Here is an 18,256-nt window from a genome sequence, read left to right on the forward strand (position 1 = left end):
ATCCAGCACCTCGCCGGCATGAAGGATTCCAAGACCATCGTCGCCATCAACAAGGACGAGGACGCGCCCATCTTCCAGGTCGCCGACATCGGCCTCGTCGGTGACCTGTTCAAGATCGTCCCGGAGCTGACCGAAAAGCTCTGAGCCGGCGCCTGGACGAACCTGTTCGAGGACCGGCCGGCCGTATGGCCTGAGGCCGCTCCGCAAGCAAGGCGGTCCTGGATCCACGGCATTTCAGATCCGCCGGCTGCGCCTATTGCCTTTGGCCGTGCTGCAGCCTTTGCCGTTCGCGTTGCTGGGTTTCGAACTCGACCCGCTGCGCATCCTGCTCAGCCTGTGCAGGGACGCCGAGCGCCTGTCGCAGGGCGTCTGGGACGAGCGAACGGTCATAAGGCTCCTGCGTGGTCATGGCACCCGGAGGCGACCTGAACTGCGTGCCGAAGATCTGCGGTCTCTCTATCGCCTGGAGATAGCGGTCGAGGGCCGCCGCAGCGATCCACGTCGCGTCGGGGCGACCGCGCGCGACTGCGACCACCGCCAGGCTGTGGGCGAGCAGATAGTCGTCCGGTGACGCGCCATGCTGAAAGATGAAGGCGGCCTGACGAAAATCTTCTCCGCTGGCGAGCTCTCCGGCATCCAGCAGTTCGCGGACTCGGGCACGCCGACGTCGGTCCTCCACAGAGACGACTGCCCAGTCGATCAGCACGGGATCGCGCCGGGCAGCTTGGTCGGCCGCATACAATTCGGCAATCTCGGCGTTGCTCGTCCATCGCTGGTCCACCGCGTGGGCGCCTCTTGGCCACTCGAAGGCAACAATCTCCTCCGGACCCGCCCGGTACAGAGGGTATGGCGGGAGCGGCGCCCCGATGATCGAGAGCGTAATGGCGTCCGGTGCGATGAGACGCAGGATGAACTCATCCGCACTCTCCCCGGAATCCTGCGGAACCGTGAGCTGCAACGTGTCGCCCGCTTCGACGGCGATGATCTGTTCCTCGATCACCGGCCCCGAGGGGTCGGACAGCAACAGCCCGGATGACCCGCCCGACAGGCTAAAATGCTTGAGCCGCAGCCACCGCCCCGACCAAGCGCGGCCCTCTCGTACGAGCTCGATGATAAGGAACGTTCGCCCTCCTGCCCGCATGGCCCAACGTCCTTCAAGCTCTGTGGAGGGGGCGGCCAGGAGGGGCGAGTGCGGCATTGCCGCCGCTAGCAGGATCAACAGGACTCGGATGATGGTCGCGATCATCGCCATTCCCTCCGTCAGGGAACTCTCAGGGTGGTGGAATCGCCAAATCTGTCAACGCACCCCGGTTTCCTTGCTTCTTGGGCGCCGCTAGACCCATCGACGGAGGATCCCATGCCCGCCATTCTGAAGCTTATCGCTGCCGCCTTGCTCCTGGCAGGCTGCGCCACCGCCTCGGCCCAGCCCGATACCCTCGACGCCGCCGCCCGCGACTATGTCCGGCTGGTGCTGGAGGTCGGCGAGCGCGACGAGGGATTCATCGACGCCTATTACGGTCCGGCCGAGCTGCGAGACGCAGCGCGGGCGAGCCCTCGAACGCTCGACCGGCTGGCTGGCGACGCCGAGGCTCTGCAACGTCGGATCGCGGCCTTCGCGCCGACAGACCCGCTCGAGCTGCGCCGGCGCGATTTCCTGCTCGCGCAGCTCACCGCCGCGCGCACCCGGCTGCGGATGCTGAGCGGGGAGCGGCTCGGTTTCGTCGAGGAGGCGCAGGGCCTTTACGGCGTCACCCCCGAGCTGCGGCCGCTCGAAAGCTACGATCCGGTAATCGCCCGCATCGACGCTTTGGTCCCGGGCGAGGGTGCGCTCGCGGATCGGGTCGAGGCCTTTCAGGCGCGTTTCGTCATTCCGGCCGATCGCCTCGATGCCGTCATGCGTGCGGCGATCGACGAATGCCGGCGGCGGACCGTGCGCCACATCGCCCTTCCGGAAAGCCAGAATTTCACGCTCGAGTTCGTGACCGGGCGCAGCTGGTCGGGCTACAATTGGTATCAGGGCGACTATCGCAGCCTCATCCAGGTCAATACCGATCTGCCCGTCCGCCTGAGCCGCGCCGTCGATCTCGGCTGTCACGAGGGCTATCCGGGGCATCATGCCTACAACGCCCTGCTCGAGGAGAAGCTGACCCGCGGGCGGGGCTGGATCGAGTTCAGCGTCTATCCGCTCTATTCGCCGCAATCCTTCATCGCCGAGGGATCGGCCAATTACGGCATCGCGCTCGCCTTCCCCGGCGACGAGCGGCTCCGATTCGAGACATCCACTCTCTTTCCCCTCGCCGGCCTGTCGACGGAGGGCGCGGCCGAATATCTCGCGCTGCAGGAGGCGCTGGACGAACTTTCCGGCGCGCGCTTCACCATCGCGCGAGACTATCTGGAAGGCCGAATCGATCGTGCCGGCGCGATCTCGCTGCTCCAGCGCTACCAGCTCGTTTCGGCGGCTCGGGCGGGGCAGTCGCTCGACTTCATCGACCAGTATCGCGCCTACGTGATCAATTACGGGCTCGGACGGGATATGGTGGCGGCCCATGTCGAAGCGGCAGGGGCGGATCCTGCCGCGCGCTGGCAGGCGATGGAACGGCTCCTGTCGGAGCCGACCCTGCCTTCCGCTCTGCTGGGCGGTACCCATTGATGCGCTGCTTCTTCGACCCGCGGCAGCTCGAGCATGCGCCTGCGCAGGAGCTGCATAACGGCGCCTGGGTTCCCTATGGCGAGCATCCGGGGCGCCCGCGCTCGATGCTGGCCGCGATCGGGCACGTGGAGCCGGCGCACGACCATGGCCGGGCGCCTTTGCTGAGCGTGCATCCGCAGCCTTATCTCGAATTCCTCGAAAGCGCCTACCGGGAATGGCAGGCGGCGGGCCGCACCGGTGATGCCAGTCCCTATGCGTGGCCGGTCGTACGTCGTCGGCCACTGATCCACGATCGGATCGACGCCAAGCTCGGCCTGTATAGCTTCGATGCGACGAGCCCCATCGCCGCCGGCACCTGGGACAGCGTCTATTGGAGCGCGCAGACGGCACTTTCGGGGCTCGACGCCGTGCTGGCCGGGGAGAATGCCGCCTTCGCCCTGTGCCGCCCGCCGGGGCATCATTGCGGAGCCGATTATCTGGGCGGCTATTGCTATCTCAACAATGCCGCCATCGCCGCGGAGACCGCGGTCCGCGCCGGCCGTCGGGTCGCGATCCTGGACGTCGACTATCACCATGGCAACGGCACCCAGGACATATTCTATGCGCGCGGCGACGTGCTGTTCGTTTCCATCCACGCCGATCCCCGGACCGATTATCCTTATTATTGGGGGCATTCGGACGAGACCGGCGAGGCCGAAGGCGAGGGCGCCAATCTCAATCTGCCGCTGCCGCGCGGCGCCGCAGCGGCGGATTATCTGCCCGCGCTCGAAGAGGCGCTCGGCCGGGTCTCCGTCTTCGGTCCCGATCTTCTCGTCCTGAGCTTCGGCGCCGATACCTTTTCGGGGGACCCGATCTCGCATTTCCGCCTCGAGCGCGGCGATTATCCTGGCCTGGCCCGCCGGATCGCCTCGCTTGGCGTCCCGACCCTGGTGGTGATGGAGGGCGGCTATGCGGTGGATGCGCTGGGCGATAACGTCGCCGCCTTCCTCTCGGGTTTTTGAAGACGCTGAAGCGAAGCGCGCCGGAACCCGCGGCGGCAGCCGATCGTAGCGCCTGGCAGCGCCCGGCCGCGCTTCCGCCCTCTCCGTTTAGCCGCTAGGGTCTTCGCCCGATGGATATCTACCTGCCGATCGCCGGGCTCTCCGTGAATGCGCTGGTGATCATCGGCCTCGGCGGCCTGGTCGGGTTGCTGACCGGCATGGTCGGCGTCGGCGGCGGCTTCCTCACCACCCCTATCCTGATCTTCTACGGAATACCGCCGGCGGTCGCCGTTGCCTCGGCGACCACCCAGATCACCGGCACCAGCATCTCCGGTGTGCTCGCCCATCGCCGCCGGCGCGGCGTCGACATGCGGATGGGCGCCGTGATCATCGTCGGCGGCGTCATCGGATCGATCACGGGCGGCCTGCTCTTCCGTCTCCTCCAGGATTCGGGCCAGATCGATACCGTCATCTCCTTGCTGTACGTGCTCCTGCTCGGAAGCATTGGATTCATGATGGCCAAGGAATCGGCGACCGCGCTCGACATCCTCAAGCCGTCAAGGCGGAATGCCGACCGGCCCGCGCGCCGCCACAATCCGCTCATTGCGGCCTTGCCGATGCGGTGGCGCTTCTACCGTTCCGGACTGTACATCTCGCCTCTGGCCCCTCTCGGGCTCGGCTTCGTCTCGGGGCTGCTCACCGTGCTGCTCGGCATCGGCGGCGGCTTCATCATGGTGCCCGCGATGATCTATCTGCTCGGCATGTCGGCCCAGGTCGTGGTCGGCACTTCGCTGCTGCAGATCCTGTTCGTCACCGCAGTCACCACCTTGGTCCACGCGACAACGACCCGTTCCGTCGACATCGTCCTGGCCGGCCTGCTGCTCATCGGCTCGGTGATCGGAGCCCAATATGGCGCCCGTTTCGCCCAGACGATGAAGCCGGAGCTCCTGAGGATGATTCTGGCTATCGTCGTACTCGGCGTCGCCTTCCGCATGGCGCTGCAGCTTGGCTGGCGTCCGGAAGAGATCTACACGGTGCAGATGCTGTGAGGGCTTCGCTGCGCGCGCTTGGTCTCGCGGTAGCGGCGCCGCTCCTCCTCGCACAGGCCGAGCCGCGCCTCGTGCCGGATGTCTCCGACCGCAATATCGAGATACGCTACAGCTTCGCGGGCGCGGAGCTGCTCCTGTTCGGCGCCATCATCTATCCCGGCGGGCGGCCGCCGGAGCCGGGGAGCACCGACATCGCGGTGGTGCTCAAGGGGCCGCTCGAGCCGATCGTCGTGCGCGAGAAGCAGAAGGTCGCGGGCATCTGGATGAACGTCGGGCGGGTGCGGTTCCGCTCGGCACCGTCCTTTTACGCGGTCGCGTCCTCGCGCCCGCTCCCGCAGCTGATCGACGAGCGTACCGCCGCCATCTACGAGCTCGGCCTCGACAATCTTCAGCTCTCGCCCGGTGGGGGCACCTCCGCCGGCACGTTGCGCCGGTTCGAGCAGGGGCTCCTCGATCTGAGGGCGCGCCATCAGCTTTATGCCGAATATCCCCGCGGCGTCGAAATCAGCGAAGGCGTGCTCTATCGTGCCCGGATCAGTATCCCGGCCCGGGTCCCCGTCGGTACCTATACGGCGGAGACCTTCCTGATCCGCGACGGCCGCGTGATTGCCGGCGCCGCCCGCGAAATCCGGATCGAGAAGCTCGGTTTCGAGCGGTTCGTCGCCGAAGCAGCCGAACGATGGTCGGTCGCCTACGGCGTCAGCGCGGTGGCGCTGTCGCTCCTCCTCGGCTGGGGTGCCAGCAGCCTCTTCCAGCGACGTTACGGTTGAATCTGCTTGTCCTCGGCGCTGGCCGCGCCGCCGAGTCACGAGTCTCGTCTAAGTCACTTGCAAATCACTTGTTTACCCGATCGGGCTAAGGCGCTCTTCTGAAAAGTATCAGGGGTGATGCCGATGGCCGACGCGATGAACATCCACAGCTTTCCGATGTCGGGACAGGATCAGGACCTCGGGCAGCGCTCCGCGCCGCCGCGCAAGCTTGTCGCGAAGCATGAAACGATCGGTCAGGTCGTCGAGATTTCAGGCAGCGGCGCCAGCGTCGAGATCGCCGGCCGCCGCCTGACCGAGCTGGCTGGCGACGCGGACCCCAGCGTCGCCATGTCGGGGCAGGTCGGCAGCCAGATCAAGATCGATTCGGGGCGGCGCTGGTTGCTCGCCAACGTCCGCAAGCTCAAGGTTGCCGACGCCGAGGCCGGCGTCGTCGTGGCGGAGATCGACTTCCTGGGCGAGGGCGACGAGGATTCGGCCACCGGCAAGCTGATCAACTTCAAGCGCGGCATCACCGCCTATCCCATTCCGGGCAGCAAGGTCTTCCCGGTGACGGCTTCCGATCTCAAGCAGATGTTCGCCGCGGACGAGCGCGCCCACGTCGAGATCGGCACCGTCTATCCGACCAAGGACGTCCGCGCGGCGCTCTATGTCGATGCGTTCCTCGGCAAGCATTTTGCCCTGCTCGGCTCGACCGGCACCGGCAAGTCGACCGCCACCGCCTTGATCATGCACCGTATCTGCGATCAGTCGCCTGAGGGGCATATCGTCATGATCGATCCGCACGGCGAATATTCCGCCGCGTTCAAGGGGCATGGCGAGCTGTTCAACGTCGACAATCTCGCCATGCCCTACTGGCTGATGAACTTCGAAGAGCATTGCGAGGTATTCGTCACCTCCTCCGGCGCCGATCGTCAGCGTGACATGGACATCCTCGCCAAGTGCTTGCTCCAGGCCCGGGGCAAGAATCGCGCCGCCGAGGGATTGAGCAAGCTCACCGTCGATTCGCCGATTCCCTACACGCTTTCGGATCTTACCAACGCGATCACCCACGAAATGGGCCTGCTCAACAAGGCGACCGACACCGCACCGTTCATGCGGCTCAAGGGCAAGATCGACGAACTGAAGTCGGATCCGCGCTACCAGTTCATGTTCTCGGGCATGCTCGTCGCCGATTCGATGGGTGCATTCATCAGCCGGATCTTCCGACTTCCCGCGAAGGGAAAGCCGATCTCCATCATCGATGTATCGGGCGTGCCGTCCGATATCGTGTCGGTCGTCGTGGCGGTGCTGTCACGCCTGGTCTTCGACTATGCCATTTGGTCGCGTAGCGAGGTTCAGCGCCCCGTCCTTCTGGTCTGCGAAGAGGCGCACCGCTATGTTCCCGCCGACAAGACCGGCGGCGGCCAGGCCGTCCGCAAGGTTCTGGAGCGGATCGCCAAGGAGGGCCGCAAATACGGCGTCTCCCTCGGCCTGATCACTCAGCGTCCTTCCGACCTCGCGGAAGGCGTGCTTTCCCAGTGCGGCACGATCATCGCGATGCGTCTCAACAACGATCGCGACCAGGCATTCGTCAAGAGCGCCATGCCGGAGGGCGCGCGTGGCTTCCTCGACGTCATCCCGGCGCTTCGCAACCGCGAGTGCATCGTCTGCGGCGAAGGCGTGTCGATCCCGATCCGGGTCGCCTTCGACGACCTCGAGCGCGACCGCCGTCCTGCCTCTTCCGACCCGCTCTTCTCGGAGCTGTGGCGCCACAGCGGCGACGAGGATGCGATGGTCACCCGCGTCGTCAAGCGGTGGCGGGCGCAGGGGCGCTAAAGGAACGGGCTAGGGGTCCCGCTACAGCATCACCCATATGAATTTCTCCCGGCGCGAGCCGGGAGAAGCCTTGCTTCAGGACGTGGTCTGCTCGCCGGCGGAAGGGGCCGCGGCGGCCGCCTGCTGTTCCTGGGCCCTCGCCGCGCCCACCGGCGTCGACAGCAGGCCGCGCATCCGGCTTCGGAAGCTGGCGAGTTCGCTGCCCGACAGCTCGGCGCGGGCGCTGAACCGGACCGAGCGCGGGTTCACGTGCCGGCCGTTGCGGTACATCTCGTAGTGGAGATGCGGTCCCGTCGACAGGCCGGTCGAGCCGACATAGCCGATCACCTGACCGCGGCGGACCCGGCTGCCTGAGCTGACCGCGATACGGCTCATGTGGGAATAGGAGGTCGCGATGCCGCCAGCATGATCGAGTCGGACCTGACGGCCATAGCCGCCGGCCCAGCCGGCGCGGGTCACTCGGCCGTCCGCCGCGGCAAGGATCGGCGTGCCCGAGGCGGCGCGGAAGTCGATGCCGCGATGCATGCGCGAATAGCGCAGGATCGGGTGCATCCGCAGCCCGTAATTGGAGGTGATCCGGCCCGGTACCGGCTGCTGGAAGCTGCCGCTTTCCCGGCCCACGCCGGACGCTTCGAACCATTGCGAGCGGCCGCCGCTCGTCCACTGCATCAGCCGCAGGTCGCGCCCGCTGGCCCGGTCCAGCCCGGCATAGAGCAATTGACCGCTCTCGGTCTCGCCGGTGGCGGCCCGGCGATGCTCGACGATGATGTCGAAGCGGTCATCGGAATTGAGGCCGGAGGGGACGCTGACCTGGGTGGTGAGCGCGCGGATATAGCTTTCGACGATGCGCGCCGGAACGCCGGCCGCGCGGGCGGACCGGTAAAGGCTGGCGCCGACGCGGCCTTGGATGCGTAGCGGCGTCTCGTCGACGGCGATCGGAATGCGGGTGAGCACGAGGCTGCCGTCGACCCGATTGACCTCGACCCGAAGATCGAAGCGGGCTCGGAAGGCCAGTCTGTCGAGCGGCCGGGCGACGCGCCGGTTCGGCCGCCGGCCGAGAGTGAGATCCATCACTGTGCCGGGACGGATATCCTCGATTGGCAGGGCCTCCCCGATCAGGGTGGCGACGCGGTCGGCCTCGGTGCTGCCGACGCCGGCCCGCTCCAGCATCCGGGCGAGGCCATCGCCGCGGCCAAGCGTCGCCCGCAGATCGAGGATCGGACGCTCCGGCGTGTCCGTGAGCGGCTGCACGAGTTCGGTCGGCGCCATCCGGCGGCCGGTGTCGGCGCCGAAGGCAAGCGGCGCGATCGAAAGCGCGCGGGTTTCCTCGAACTGCGCTTCCGGCATCGGCGGCGGCGCTTCGCCGACGAGTGGCGTCAAGTTGGGCGCCAGCGACCAGGCTGCGTAGCAGAGGCCGGCACAGGTGGCGAGGCCGCGAAACCAGTCGCGCGAGCCGATGCGCTGGCCGAGGTCGACGACGAGGTCCAGCTCGTCGAGACGAGCAGCCAATCCCTTGGTCTTGCTGCCGAATGTCGGACGCGCCGTCGCCGCACGAAGGTTGCGGCCGTCGATTGCGAGCGCGGCCGTGCCGCTGCCCGGCCCGTTGCCGAAATCGTTAAACTGATACAAGGCCGGTATGTCCCCGCGCGCCCGTTGAACCCCCACCGCGCACCCCGCTCGGCAGGTCCCAGAGGTGTGAAGAAAAGAGGTTAAAGTCAAATTACCTCGGGCGCTGACGGCGGACCGTTGCGACGAAGCGAAGTAGCCGGCCGACGAGCGGAGCAGCGATGGGCAAACGGCGGAAATGGTTGCGAATTGCCGGCGGTGCGCCGATCTAGGGGGAGCTGTCATGAACGCCTTTGCCCCCGCGCCGCTCAAGGCCATCCTCGGGCCGACCAACACCGGCAAGACCCATCTCGCGGTCGAGCGGATGTGCGGACATTCTTCCGGCATGATCGGCTTTCCCCTCCGCCTGCTCGCGCGCGAGGTCTACGACCGGGTGGTGAAGCTGAAGGGCGAGAGTCAGGTGGCGCTGCTGACCGGCGAGGAAAAGATACTGCCCGAAAAGGCGCGCTGGTTCTTGTGCACCGCGGAGTCCATGCCCGTGATGAGCAGCGGCGGGGGGCCGGCCGAGCGCGACTTCGCCTTCGTTGCCATCGACGAGGCTCAGCTCGGCGCCGATCCGGAGCGCGGCCACGTCTTCACCGATCGCATCCTGCGCGCTCGCGGCCGCGAGGAGACGATGATCCTGGGCTCGGAAAGCCTCGCGCCCATGGTCCGCCGGCTGCTGCCGAAAGCGGAGATCGTCGGCCGCCCGCGTTTCTCCACTCTCAGCTATGCCGGACCGGCCAAGCTGTCCCGGCTACCGCCGCGTTGCGCCATCGTCGCCTTCTCCGCCGAGCAGGTCTATGCCGTGGCGGAAATGCTTCGCCGGATGCGCGGCGGCGCTGCCGTCGTCATGGGGGCGCTCTCGCCGCGAACCCGCAATGCCCAGGTCGAGATGTACCAGGCGGGGGAGGTCGACTATCTCGTCGCCACCGATGCGATCGGCATGGGCCTCAACATGGATGTGAGCCATGTCGCCTTCGCCGGTCTCTCCAAGTTCGACGGGCATCGCCGCCGACGGCTCACCATCGCCGAGATGGCGCAGATTGCCGGTCGGGCCGGGCGCCATCAGCGGGATGGGACGTTCGGCTCCCTGACGCTGGAGGGCGACGCCCTCGCCGAGTTCCGGCCCGAGGAGATAGGGGCGATCGAGGAGCATCGGTTCGCGCCGCTCGATTTCCTCTATTGGCGTGAGAGCGAGCTCGATTTCGGAAGCGTCGAGGCGCTGATCCGGTCGCTCGAGCGGAGGCCGGATCGTCCGGGGCTGCGCGCCGCGCCCGAAGCCGTCGACCTGGCCGTGCTGCGCCTCCTCGCCGCAGACCCGCTCGTGCTCGCTCGGACCGCGGGCGGCCATGTCCGCCGGCTCTGGGCCGCCTGCGGGCTTCCCGACTTCCGCAAGACCGGCCCCGAACATCATTCGCGGCTGGTTGCGCGCATCTTCAGCCATCTCAGCGAAGGCGACGGCCACATCCCGCAGCATTGGTATGCCGCCGAAGTGGCCAGGCTCGACAATGTCCAGGGCGACATCGACACCCTCGCCGACCGACTCGCCGGGGTGCGCACCTGGGCCTATATCGCCCACCGCGCCGACTGGGTCGCCGATCCCGCGGCCATGGCCGACCGGGCGATGGCGGTGGAGGAGAAGCTGTCCGACGCGCTCCATGATCGGCTGACCCAGCGCTTCGTCGACCGCCGGACCTCGGTTCTGATGCGGGACCTTGGCCGCAAGGGAGCCGGGGAGTTTCCGGTCGTGATCGACGAGCAGGGCGAGGTGAGTGTCGGTGCCTATCCGATCGGCCGCCTCAATGGCTTCGTCTTCGAGGTCGATCCGGCCGCGCGGCACGCCGATCGGAAGATGCTGCTGGCAACCGCCGAGCGGCGTCTTGCCGGCGAGTATGAGAAACGGGCGGCGGCACTGGTCGCCGACACCGACGGGCATTTCTCGCTGCGGACGGATCCGGATGCGCCGGTGGCGATCCTCTGGCGCGGGCACGAGGTGGCGCGGCTCGGCCCGGGCAAGAATCTGCTGTCGCCGCGCGTCCAGCTCGATCGCCGGATCGACTCCGTATCGGCCCGCGGTCGCGATGCGGTGATCGAGCGTCTCGCAGGCTGGATTCGCCGGCAGGTCGAGCGGCACCTCGCGCCGCTGCGCGCGGCGGGGGCGGCCGCGCGCGAGCCGGCTGCGCCGGCGGCCGTGCGATCGATCCTCGCCTTGCTCGTCGACGAAGGCGGCATCGTCGCGCGCGACAAGGTGGCGGAACCGCTGCGCGGCCTCGCGCGCGAGCAGCGCCGCGGGATCACCGGACTCGGCATCCGCATCGGCGCGCTCGACCTGTTCATGCCCGCGGTGCTGAAGCCGGAAGCGATGCGGTGGCGCTCGGCACTTCGCGCCGCCGCGGCCGGCGGCGTCATGCCGGAGCTGCCGCCGCCATCGAGCGTGGTCCTGCCCTCGCCGCCGGCGGCGGCCCGGGCGCTGCTCGAGCGGCTCGGCTTCCGCGCTGCCGGACCGCAGATGATCCGTGTCGACATGGCCGAGCGGCTGGCCCGGCACGCGCACGAGGTGAAGGGCGGCAAGGAAGGAGAACCCGTCGACGCCGCCTTGGTCACCTCCCTGGGTCTCCATTCCGAGGCCGTCGCGAAGCTGATGCGCGACATCGGCTTCAGGGACGGCGACGGCACCGGATGGGTGTGGCGCGGCCGCGATCCGCGCCGACGACGGCGGACGGAGCGGTCGTCCCATGCGTTCGCCGCTCTCGAAGCCTTGCGGGCCGGCGGCGGGGAGCCCAAGGGTGGCTGACAGCCTCCGGCTCGACAAGTTCCTATGGTTCGCACGGATCGTGAAGACGCGCAGCGACGCCCAGGCGCTCGCCGAGGACGGGCGGATCCGGATCGGCGGCCGCATTATCGATCGCGCGCACGCGCCGGTCCGGATCGGGGACGTGCTCAGCTTCGCCCATCGCGGGCAGGTCCGCGTCCTCAGGGTGGAGAAGCTGCCCGCACGCCGTGGCCCTCCGACGGAGGCGCGTCTCTTTTATTGTGAATTGACGAGCGAAGCCGGCCCCGCTTAGGGGAGGCCGTTCCGGGAGAAGCCGCAAATGACCTACGTCGTCACCGATGCCTGCATTCGCTGCAAATATATGGATTGCGTCGAAGTGTGTCCGGTCGACTGCTTCTACGAAGGCGAGAACATGCTCGTCATCAATCCCAGCGAGTGCATCGATTGCGGCGTCTGCGAGCCCGAATGCCCGGCCGAGGCGATCCTGCCCGACACGGAGAGCGGTCTCGAGAAATGGCTCGAGCTCAACGCAAGCTACTCCTCGGAATGGCCGAACATCACCCGCAAGAAAGATTCCCCCGCCGACGCCGACGACCATAAAGGCGAGGAGGGCAAGTTCGAGAAATACTTCTCTGCGGATCCCGGCGAGGGCGACTGACCGCTCGCGGCCGGAACCTGAGGCCGAACGGGACGTTGGGGCAGATCGGCTGGCCGGTTGCCGCCGGTGCGTGGGCTGAAGGGTGGATTTCCGGCGCATTTGCTGCTATAGGCGACGCTATCGAAGCGGGCGCACCCGCGTCCGCGGACGGTGATCAACAGCGAATTGCCGCACAACCTGAACCAGCGTTTGCGTCTTTCGGGACGGATGCAAGGCTAGTCGGGTACGATTGCGGCCATTTCCATGGGAAGGTCCATATTGATGGCAACGAAAGCGTTGAGCTTCGACGTTGGCGATTATGTCGTATACCCCAAGCACGGCGTCGGCCGTGTCATCGACCTGCAGAGCACGGACATCGCCGGCATGCAGCTCGAACTCTACGTTCTGCGCTTCGAAAAGGAAAAGATGACGCTCCGCGTCCCGACCAACAAGGCGGAAAGCGTCGGCATGCGCAAGCTCTCCTCGGACAAGACAATGCAGGAGGCGCTCGCCACCCTGAAGGGCAAGCCCAAGGTGAAGCGCACCATGTGGTCGCGCCGCGCTCAGGAATATGAGGCGAAGATCAACTCGGGCGACCTCGTGTCGATCGCAGAGGTCGTGCGCGACCTGTTCCGCCCGGACGATGCGCCGGAGCAGAGCTATTCCGAGCGTCAGATCTTCGAAGCGGCCTCCACACGCCTGGCGCGCGAGCTCGCCGCCATGGAGGAAGTCGACGAGAAGAGGGCGCTCGAGAAGATCCTCGACATCCTGAACCGGGCTGCGGTCATTCATCAGAAGGTGAAGGACGAGGCCTGAGCCCCCGCATTTGCGGTCAAGAAAGGGCGGCCTGGAAACGGGCCGCCTTTTTCGTTTGCGCCCTTCAGCAGTTGGCGTATTATAGAGATAACACAGTAGGCAGGAGGAGGATGCGATGCGCTCTGTGCTTTTCGCGGCGGCCCTGGTGCTCGGTGCGTGTACGTCGGCCAATGGCGAAGGCGGAGACGGCGGCCCGGCCGGTGGCGAGGCGCGTGCCCCGGGCGCGCGCAGCTTCGAGGTCGGCGCGTTCCAGTCGATTTCGCTGGAGGGCGCGCACGATGTCGTCGTGACCGTGGGCGGAACGACGTCGGTGCGTGCCGAGGGCGATGCCGAGGCACTCGATCATCTCGAAATTGGAGTCGAGAATGGCACGCTTCGCGTTGCCACCCGGCGCGATGGCTGGTTCGGCCGCAATCAAGGCAGGGCGACCGTCTACGTGACGGCGCCGAGCCTGGCGGGCGCATCTATCGGCGGATCGGGCGACATGCGCATCGATCGGGTCCAGGCGGAGGCATTCGACGCTTCGGTGGCGGGCTCGGGCGACATCGAGATCGGCACGCTTCAGGCGCGACGCGCCGAATTCTCGATCGCGGGGTCCGGCAATATCCGTGCCGCCGGGACGGCAGAGGAGACCGATATCACGATTGCGGGTTCCGGCGATGCCGATCTCGAAGGCCTTCAGGTCCGCCGTGCCTCCGTCTCCATCGCCGGGTCCGGCGATGCGAGCCTTCAGGCGAGCGAGGCCGTCGGCGGCTCCATCATCGGCTCGGGAAACGTCAACGTTCGCGGCACGGCGCGTTGCTCGCTGTCGAAGCTGGGCTCGGGCGATCTCAACTGCGGTGCCTAGAGTCGTGGATCGTGGCCGGGATTGAGCATTAACCAATTTCGGGCATGCTGGCGCGCATGAACCGCCTCGCCATCATGCTCGCCCTCCTCGCAGCGGCCTCGAGTCCGGCGGCAGCCGCCGAGCGCCGCTTCTCGGTCAACGACTTCGACAGAATTGTCGTCGAGGGTCCCTATATCGTGCGCCTGATCGCGGGACGCAGCGCGTCCGCGCGGGCTTCTGGCGGGCAGGCCGGCCTGGACCGCCTCAGCCTCGACACTTCCGGCCAGACCCTCAGGATCCGCCGGAACAGGCATCGTTGGGGCGGCAATCCGGAGGCGCAGGAAGGGCCGCTGACGATCGTGCTGGTCACCCGTTCGCTCCGCTCGGCGCGGCTGATCGGTCCCGGCCGGCTCGAGATCGATCGGCTCGAGGGTCTGAGGACCGATCTCTCCGTCGAGGGCAGCGGTCGCATCAGCGTCGCCGCGGTTGACGCCGACAATCTGTCACTCGGAGTGGCCGGCGCCGGCGCGATCGAGCTGTCGGGCCGGGTGGAGGCGCTGACCGCCGACATTCAGGGAACGGGCAGCCTCGACGCCGCTGGCCTGATCGCCGACCATGCCCGCATCACCAGTGCCAGCAGCGGCGCGGTCGCGGTCTCCGTCGAACGCGAGGCCACGATCACCGCGCTCGGTCTCGGCACCATCGACATAGGCGGCCGCCCGTCCTGCACCCTCCGCGGCTCGAGCGCCCAGCTCGTCCGCTGCGGCAACGCGCGAGCTCGATGAATAAGAGCGATTTCTAGTCGCATGGGATCATCCGATGCAATCGGATCACGATCCGGTCTAGATCAGCGCCAGTTCGAGCAGCTCCTGCGCCACATGAGGCGGTAGCGCCTCCAGGATGTCGGTCTGGCCGTCGAGGTCGGGCGGCGCATCGATCTGATCCAGATAGCGCCAGCCCTGGTGCGCCCGCTTCGGCAGCGCCTGCACCGGCACCAACTCGGGTGCGAGGCGGATGATGGTGCGCTGGTCCGCCGCGCTCGGCTCGAAGCCGAAAATGGTCTGGCGAACGGTGAATCGGTGCTTGATGATCCAGTAGAGCGAGCCGCCGATCAGCGCGTCGGCCCGCTTGGGAAGGAAGCGAGTGAGGATCGGGACATAGCCGTCCCGCAGCCGCGACCGCTGACGCTCGCGCAGCGCATCGACGTGGCCGCAGCCGACCGCGACCTTGGTGATATGGAGGCTGGGCATGGCTAGTCCATGCCGGGAGAAGCCTTTCCGATCAAGCGCTTGGCAAACCAGTGGCGCCTTCAGACCAGACCGGTGGCGACCGCCAGGCCCAGGAAGACGAAAAAGCCCATCGAATCGGTGATCATCGTCACGAAGACCGACGACGCGACGGCCGGATCCTGGTCGAAACGATCCAGGACGACGGGCACGACCACTCCGGACAGGCCGGCGACAAGGATGTTGATCATCATCGCCGCCGCGATCACGGCGCCTAGCTGCGGGGCGGAGAAGACCAGCGCGGCGCCCGCGCCGAGCAGAATGGCGATGGTGACCCCGTTGAGCAAGGCGACCAGTATCTCGCGCCAGATCGTCCGCCAGGTATTCGATCGGGTCAGCTGATTGAGCGCGAGCGCGCGCACCGAGACCGCCATGGTCTGGGTTCCGGCATTGCCGCCGATCGAAGCGACGATCGGTCCCAAGGCCGCGAGGGCGACCATCTCGGCGATCGCGCCACCGAACTGGAGGATTATGGTGGCGCTGACGAGCGCGGTCAGCAGGTTGGTGATCAGCCAGCGGACGCGCGCCTTATAGCTGTCGCGAACCGGCTCGTTGATGTCGCCCTCGACGCCCGCCCCGGACATGAGCAGCGCGTCCTCGCTCGCCTCCTCCTGAATGATGTGGACGATGTCGTCGACCGTGATCATCCCGACCAGGCGTCCGGACTGATCGACCACGGCGGCGGACACGAGCGCATATTTCTGGAAGCGAAGCGCCACCTCCTCCTGGTCCATGTCGACGGGGATGAGCGTCTGCTCGCGCTGCATGACGTCCGCGACATTGATCCGGCGCGGTGTTCTCAGGATCCACGAGAGGAGGCACGTTCCCACCGGCCGATGCGAGGGATCCACCACGAAAATCTCGAAGAAATCGTTGGCAAGGTCCTCGCCCGATCGAAGGAAGTCGATCACTTGCCCGATGGTCCAATGTTCCGGCACGGCGACGGCGTCTCGGCGCATGAGCCGCCCGGCGGATTCCTCCGGGAAGGAAAGCGCCTCTTCGATCGCGGCGCGATCGTCCGGATCGAGCGCGCGCAGCACGGCGCGCTGATCCTCCTCTTCCATGTCCTCGATCAGGGCGACCGCGTCGTCGGTCTCGAGCTCGCCGGCAATCTCGGCGACCTGGTGCGGCTCGAGCGCTTCCATCAGCTCTTCGCGCACCCAGTCGTTCATCTCGGCCAGGACGTCGCCGTCGAGAATCTCGGCCAGGGCCGAGGCGAGCGCGCGGCGCTCCTCGCGGTCGACCAGTTCGAGCAGGTCGGCAATGTCGGCCGGGTGGAGGGGCTCGACGAGAGCCCGGGCGCCGTCCGGATCGCCCGCCTCTATTCGATCGAGAACCTCGCGGACGAATTCCGGTTTCAGCCGGTCATCCTGATCGTGCCGGCTCTCGACCGGCGGCTCCGCAACGGGCATGTCTTCGGGCGGGACTTCGAGTTCGCTGTCGCTCATCTCGCTCCTCCCGACACCGGCACCCTCGACCGGGTGGCTTCCTAGGCGCGTCGACCACGGCTGTCGAGGCGGGGTGGCGCTTGCCGTCCGTCGCGATTAAGGGGCCCCCAACCCGACATGCGAGGAGTCGATCATGGCCGACGAACTGAACACTCTGGTCTTCAATCTGGACAGCGGCGGCGATGTCGTCATTCGCCTGCGTCCCGATCTGGCCCCGGGCCATGTCGAGCGGATCCGGGAGCTTGCTCAGGAAGGCTTCTATGACGGCGTCGTCTTCCATCGCGTCATTGACGGCTTCATGGCCCAGGGCGGCGATCCAACCGGCACCGGCACGGGCGGCTCGCCCAGGCCCGACCTCAAGGCCGAGTTCAGCCGCGAGCCGCACGTGCGCGGCACCGCCTCGATGGCCCGAACCAACGATCCGAACAGTGCCAACAGCCAGTTCTTCATCTGCTTCGACGACTGCCGTTTCCTCGATGGGCAATATACGGTCTGGGGCCAGGTGGTTGAGGGGATGGAGCACGTCGACGCCCTTCCCAAGGGCGAGCCGCCGCGCGCCCCCGGCAAGATCGTCAAGGCTAGCCTCCGGCCCTGAGCCCCGGGTCGGAAGGCCCGACGAGCTTCAGCCGAGCTCCTCGATCAGCCAGTCGTGGAAGATGCGCACCGGCCGGCGGGTGAGAGCCGAGCGCCGGCACGCGAACCAATAGGCGTAGGGGCTCTCGACGCTGACGTCGAAGAGCCTCACCAGCCGCGGATCGTGCGCGCCTTCGAGATGCATCTCGAACATGAAGGCAATGCCGAGCCCCTCGGCGGCAGCGTTGAGGATGAGCTGGCCGGAATCGAAATGGTCGACCGCGGCCGGCTTGAGATCGGGCAGGCCGACGGCCTCGCGCCAATGATCGAAGGCGTCCGGCAAATCCTGGTGGAGGAGCACGGTTGCATCGGCGAGCTGCGCCGGCGTCCTCAGCGCCCCCGGTCCCTCGCCCAAGTGACGGGCGCCGATCGCCACGACCCGGTTGGCCCCCAGCCGACGGGAATAATAAGGCGGTTCGACCTCTCGCGTGAGAACGATCGCAACGTCGAGACCCTCGTCCAGGCGCGCCAGCGCGTGTGGCCTGGTCTCGATGTCGATATGCAGGTCCGGCTCGATGGCGCGCAGGCGCGGCAGGCGCGGCATCAGCTGGAAGGAGGCGAAGAGCGGAAGCGCCGACAGCCTCAGGCGCATCAACTCGCCTTGTCCGCCGGCCCGATCGATGGCCAGGGCGAGCGCGTCGAGCGCCGGCCCGACCTCGGCAATCAGCCGCTCCCCGGCCTCGTTGAGATGGATGGACTGATGGCGGCGATCGAACAGCGGATGTCCGATTCGCCGTTCCAGCGATTGAATGCGCCGTGTCAGCGCCGGCGATGACAGAGCCAGCGCTTCGGCGGCCGCCTTGACCGAGCCGGTGCGCGCGGCGTGAACAAACGCCTCGAGGGCGGACAAGGGGGGCAGGCGCTTCATTCTTTCCTCTCCAGACAAGGCAAGATTGCTGCATTGCACAAAGCGATGACCGCTTTGTGCAAGGGGAAATAATCACCTCTATCAGCGTCAGGCGGGC

Annotated in this window: 17 protein-coding genes and 1 pseudogene; 13 read left to right on the forward strand and 5 right to left on the reverse strand. The window is 67.1% G+C overall.

The features are described from left to right. Positions 1 to 144 (forward strand): annotated as a pseudogene (locus DDE10_RS16995) (electron transfer flavoprotein subunit alpha/FixB family protein); the annotation flags it as partial. A gap of 109 nt (positions 145 to 253) precedes the next feature. On the opposite strand, the gene DDE10_RS23890 reads toward DDE10_RS16995, so the two are convergent. Next, a complete protein-coding gene (locus DDE10_RS23890) occupies positions 254 to 1,246 on the reverse strand; it encodes a hypothetical protein (protein WP_284734724.1) in 993 nt (330 codons plus the stop codon). A gap of 111 nt (positions 1,247 to 1,357) precedes the next feature. Here DDE10_RS23890 and DDE10_RS17005 point away from each other — a divergent pair, with 111 nt between their 5' ends. From DDE10_RS17005 to DDE10_RS17025, 5 genes are all read left to right on the forward strand, one after another. Beyond that, positions 1,358 to 2,650 (forward strand): hypothetical protein, encoded by a 1,293-nt coding sequence (locus DDE10_RS17005; protein WP_114953991.1) that lies wholly within the window; start codon positions 1,358 to 1,360, stop codon positions 2,648 to 2,650. Continuing rightward, a complete protein-coding gene (locus tag DDE10_RS17010) occupies positions 2,650 to 3,651 on the forward strand; it encodes a histone deacetylase family protein (RefSeq protein ID WP_114953992.1) in 1,002 nt (333 codons plus the stop codon). Before DDE10_RS17005 ends, DDE10_RS17010 begins: the two co-directional genes overlap by 1 nt. A 110-nt stretch (positions 3,652 to 3,761) precedes the next feature. After that, on the forward strand, positions 3,762 to 4,679 hold the full coding sequence (locus DDE10_RS17015) for a sulfite exporter TauE/SafE family protein (RefSeq protein ID WP_114953993.1): 918 nt from the start codon (positions 3,762 to 3,764) through the stop codon (positions 4,677 to 4,679). Next, positions 4,676 to 5,449, forward strand: coding sequence for a TIGR02186 family protein (locus tag DDE10_RS17020; protein WP_432653739.1), 774 nt, complete (start codon positions 4,676 to 4,678; stop codon positions 5,447 to 5,449). The genes DDE10_RS17015 and DDE10_RS17020 overlap by 4 nt, the downstream gene beginning before the upstream one ends. A gap of 123 nt (positions 5,450 to 5,572) precedes the next feature. Continuing rightward, positions 5,573 to 7,264, forward strand: a complete 1,692-nt coding sequence (locus DDE10_RS17025) for an ATP-binding protein (protein ID WP_432653742.1) — start codon at positions 5,573 to 5,575, stop codon at positions 7,262 to 7,264. 75 nt (positions 7,265 to 7,339) lie between these two features. Here DDE10_RS17025 and DDE10_RS17030 read toward each other — a convergent pair whose 3' ends face one another. Further along, on the reverse strand, positions 7,340 to 8,893 hold the full coding sequence (locus DDE10_RS17030) for a M23 family metallopeptidase (RefSeq protein WP_284734726.1): 1,554 nt from the start codon (positions 8,891 to 8,893) through the stop codon (positions 7,340 to 7,342). 220 nt (positions 8,894 to 9,113) lie between these two features. Here DDE10_RS17030 and DDE10_RS17035 point away from each other — a divergent pair, with 220 nt between their 5' ends. From DDE10_RS17035 to DDE10_RS17060, 6 genes are all read left to right on the forward strand, one after another. Further along, positions 9,114 to 11,666 carry a helicase-related protein gene (locus DDE10_RS17035; protein ID WP_114953995.1) on the forward strand — a complete coding sequence of 851 codons (2,553 nt, stop codon included), beginning with the start codon at positions 9,114 to 9,116 and terminating at the stop codon, positions 11,664 to 11,666. Further along, the gene (locus tag DDE10_RS17040) at positions 11,608 to 11,937 is read left to right on the forward strand and encodes a S4 domain-containing protein (protein ID WP_114953996.1); all 330 of its coding nucleotides are present in this window, start codon (positions 11,608 to 11,610) and stop codon (positions 11,935 to 11,937) included. The genes DDE10_RS17035 and DDE10_RS17040 overlap by 59 nt, the downstream gene beginning before the upstream one ends. Positions 11,938 to 11,964: 27 nt before the next feature. After that, positions 11,965 to 12,303 (forward strand): ferredoxin FdxA, encoded by a 339-nt coding sequence (gene fdxA, locus DDE10_RS17045; RefSeq protein ID WP_114953997.1) that lies wholly within the window; start codon positions 11,965 to 11,967, stop codon positions 12,301 to 12,303. Positions 12,304 to 12,564: 261 nt separating this feature from the next. After that, a complete protein-coding gene (locus DDE10_RS17050; RefSeq protein WP_114953998.1) occupies positions 12,565 to 13,098 on the forward strand; it encodes a CarD family transcriptional regulator in 534 nt (177 codons plus the stop codon). A gap of 115 nt (positions 13,099 to 13,213) precedes the next feature. Further along, on the forward strand, positions 13,214 to 13,945 hold the full coding sequence (locus tag DDE10_RS17055) for a head GIN domain-containing protein (protein WP_114953999.1): 732 nt from the start codon (positions 13,214 to 13,216) through the stop codon (positions 13,943 to 13,945). A gap of 56 nt (positions 13,946 to 14,001) precedes the next feature. Continuing rightward, complete coding sequence (locus DDE10_RS17060; RefSeq protein WP_162806694.1) at positions 14,002 to 14,709, forward strand: head GIN domain-containing protein; 708 nt, start codon at positions 14,002 to 14,004, stop codon at positions 14,707 to 14,709. Between the two features lie 57 nt (positions 14,710 to 14,766). Here the strand turns inward: DDE10_RS17060 and DDE10_RS17065 are convergent, their stop codons facing one another. Then, a complete protein-coding gene (locus DDE10_RS17065) occupies positions 14,767 to 15,174 on the reverse strand; it encodes a DUF1489 family protein (RefSeq protein WP_114954001.1) in 408 nt (135 codons plus the stop codon). 59 nt (positions 15,175 to 15,233) lie between these two features. Continuing rightward, positions 15,234 to 16,658 carry a magnesium transporter gene (gene mgtE, locus DDE10_RS17070; RefSeq protein ID WP_114954002.1) on the reverse strand — a complete coding sequence of 475 codons (1,425 nt, stop codon included), beginning with the start codon at positions 16,656 to 16,658 and terminating at the stop codon, positions 15,234 to 15,236. 133 nt (positions 16,659 to 16,791) lie between these two features. Between mgtE and DDE10_RS17075 the strand changes: the two genes are divergently transcribed. After that, positions 16,792 to 17,253 (forward strand): peptidylprolyl isomerase, encoded by a 462-nt coding sequence (locus DDE10_RS17075; RefSeq protein WP_114954003.1) that lies wholly within the window; start codon positions 16,792 to 16,794, stop codon positions 17,251 to 17,253. 27 nt (positions 17,254 to 17,280) lie between these two features. On the opposite strand, the gene DDE10_RS17080 is transcribed toward DDE10_RS17075, so the two are convergent. Continuing rightward, positions 17,281 to 18,159 (reverse strand): LysR substrate-binding domain-containing protein, encoded by an 879-nt coding sequence (locus tag DDE10_RS17080; protein WP_114954004.1) that lies wholly within the window; start codon positions 18,157 to 18,159, stop codon positions 17,281 to 17,283. Between the last annotated feature and the right edge of the window lie 97 nt (positions 18,160 to 18,256).

The organism is Sphingosinicella terrae (genome assembly GCF_003347635.1).
Classification (GTDB): domain Bacteria; phylum Pseudomonadota; class Alphaproteobacteria; order Sphingomonadales; family Sphingomonadaceae; genus Allosphingosinicella; species Allosphingosinicella terrae.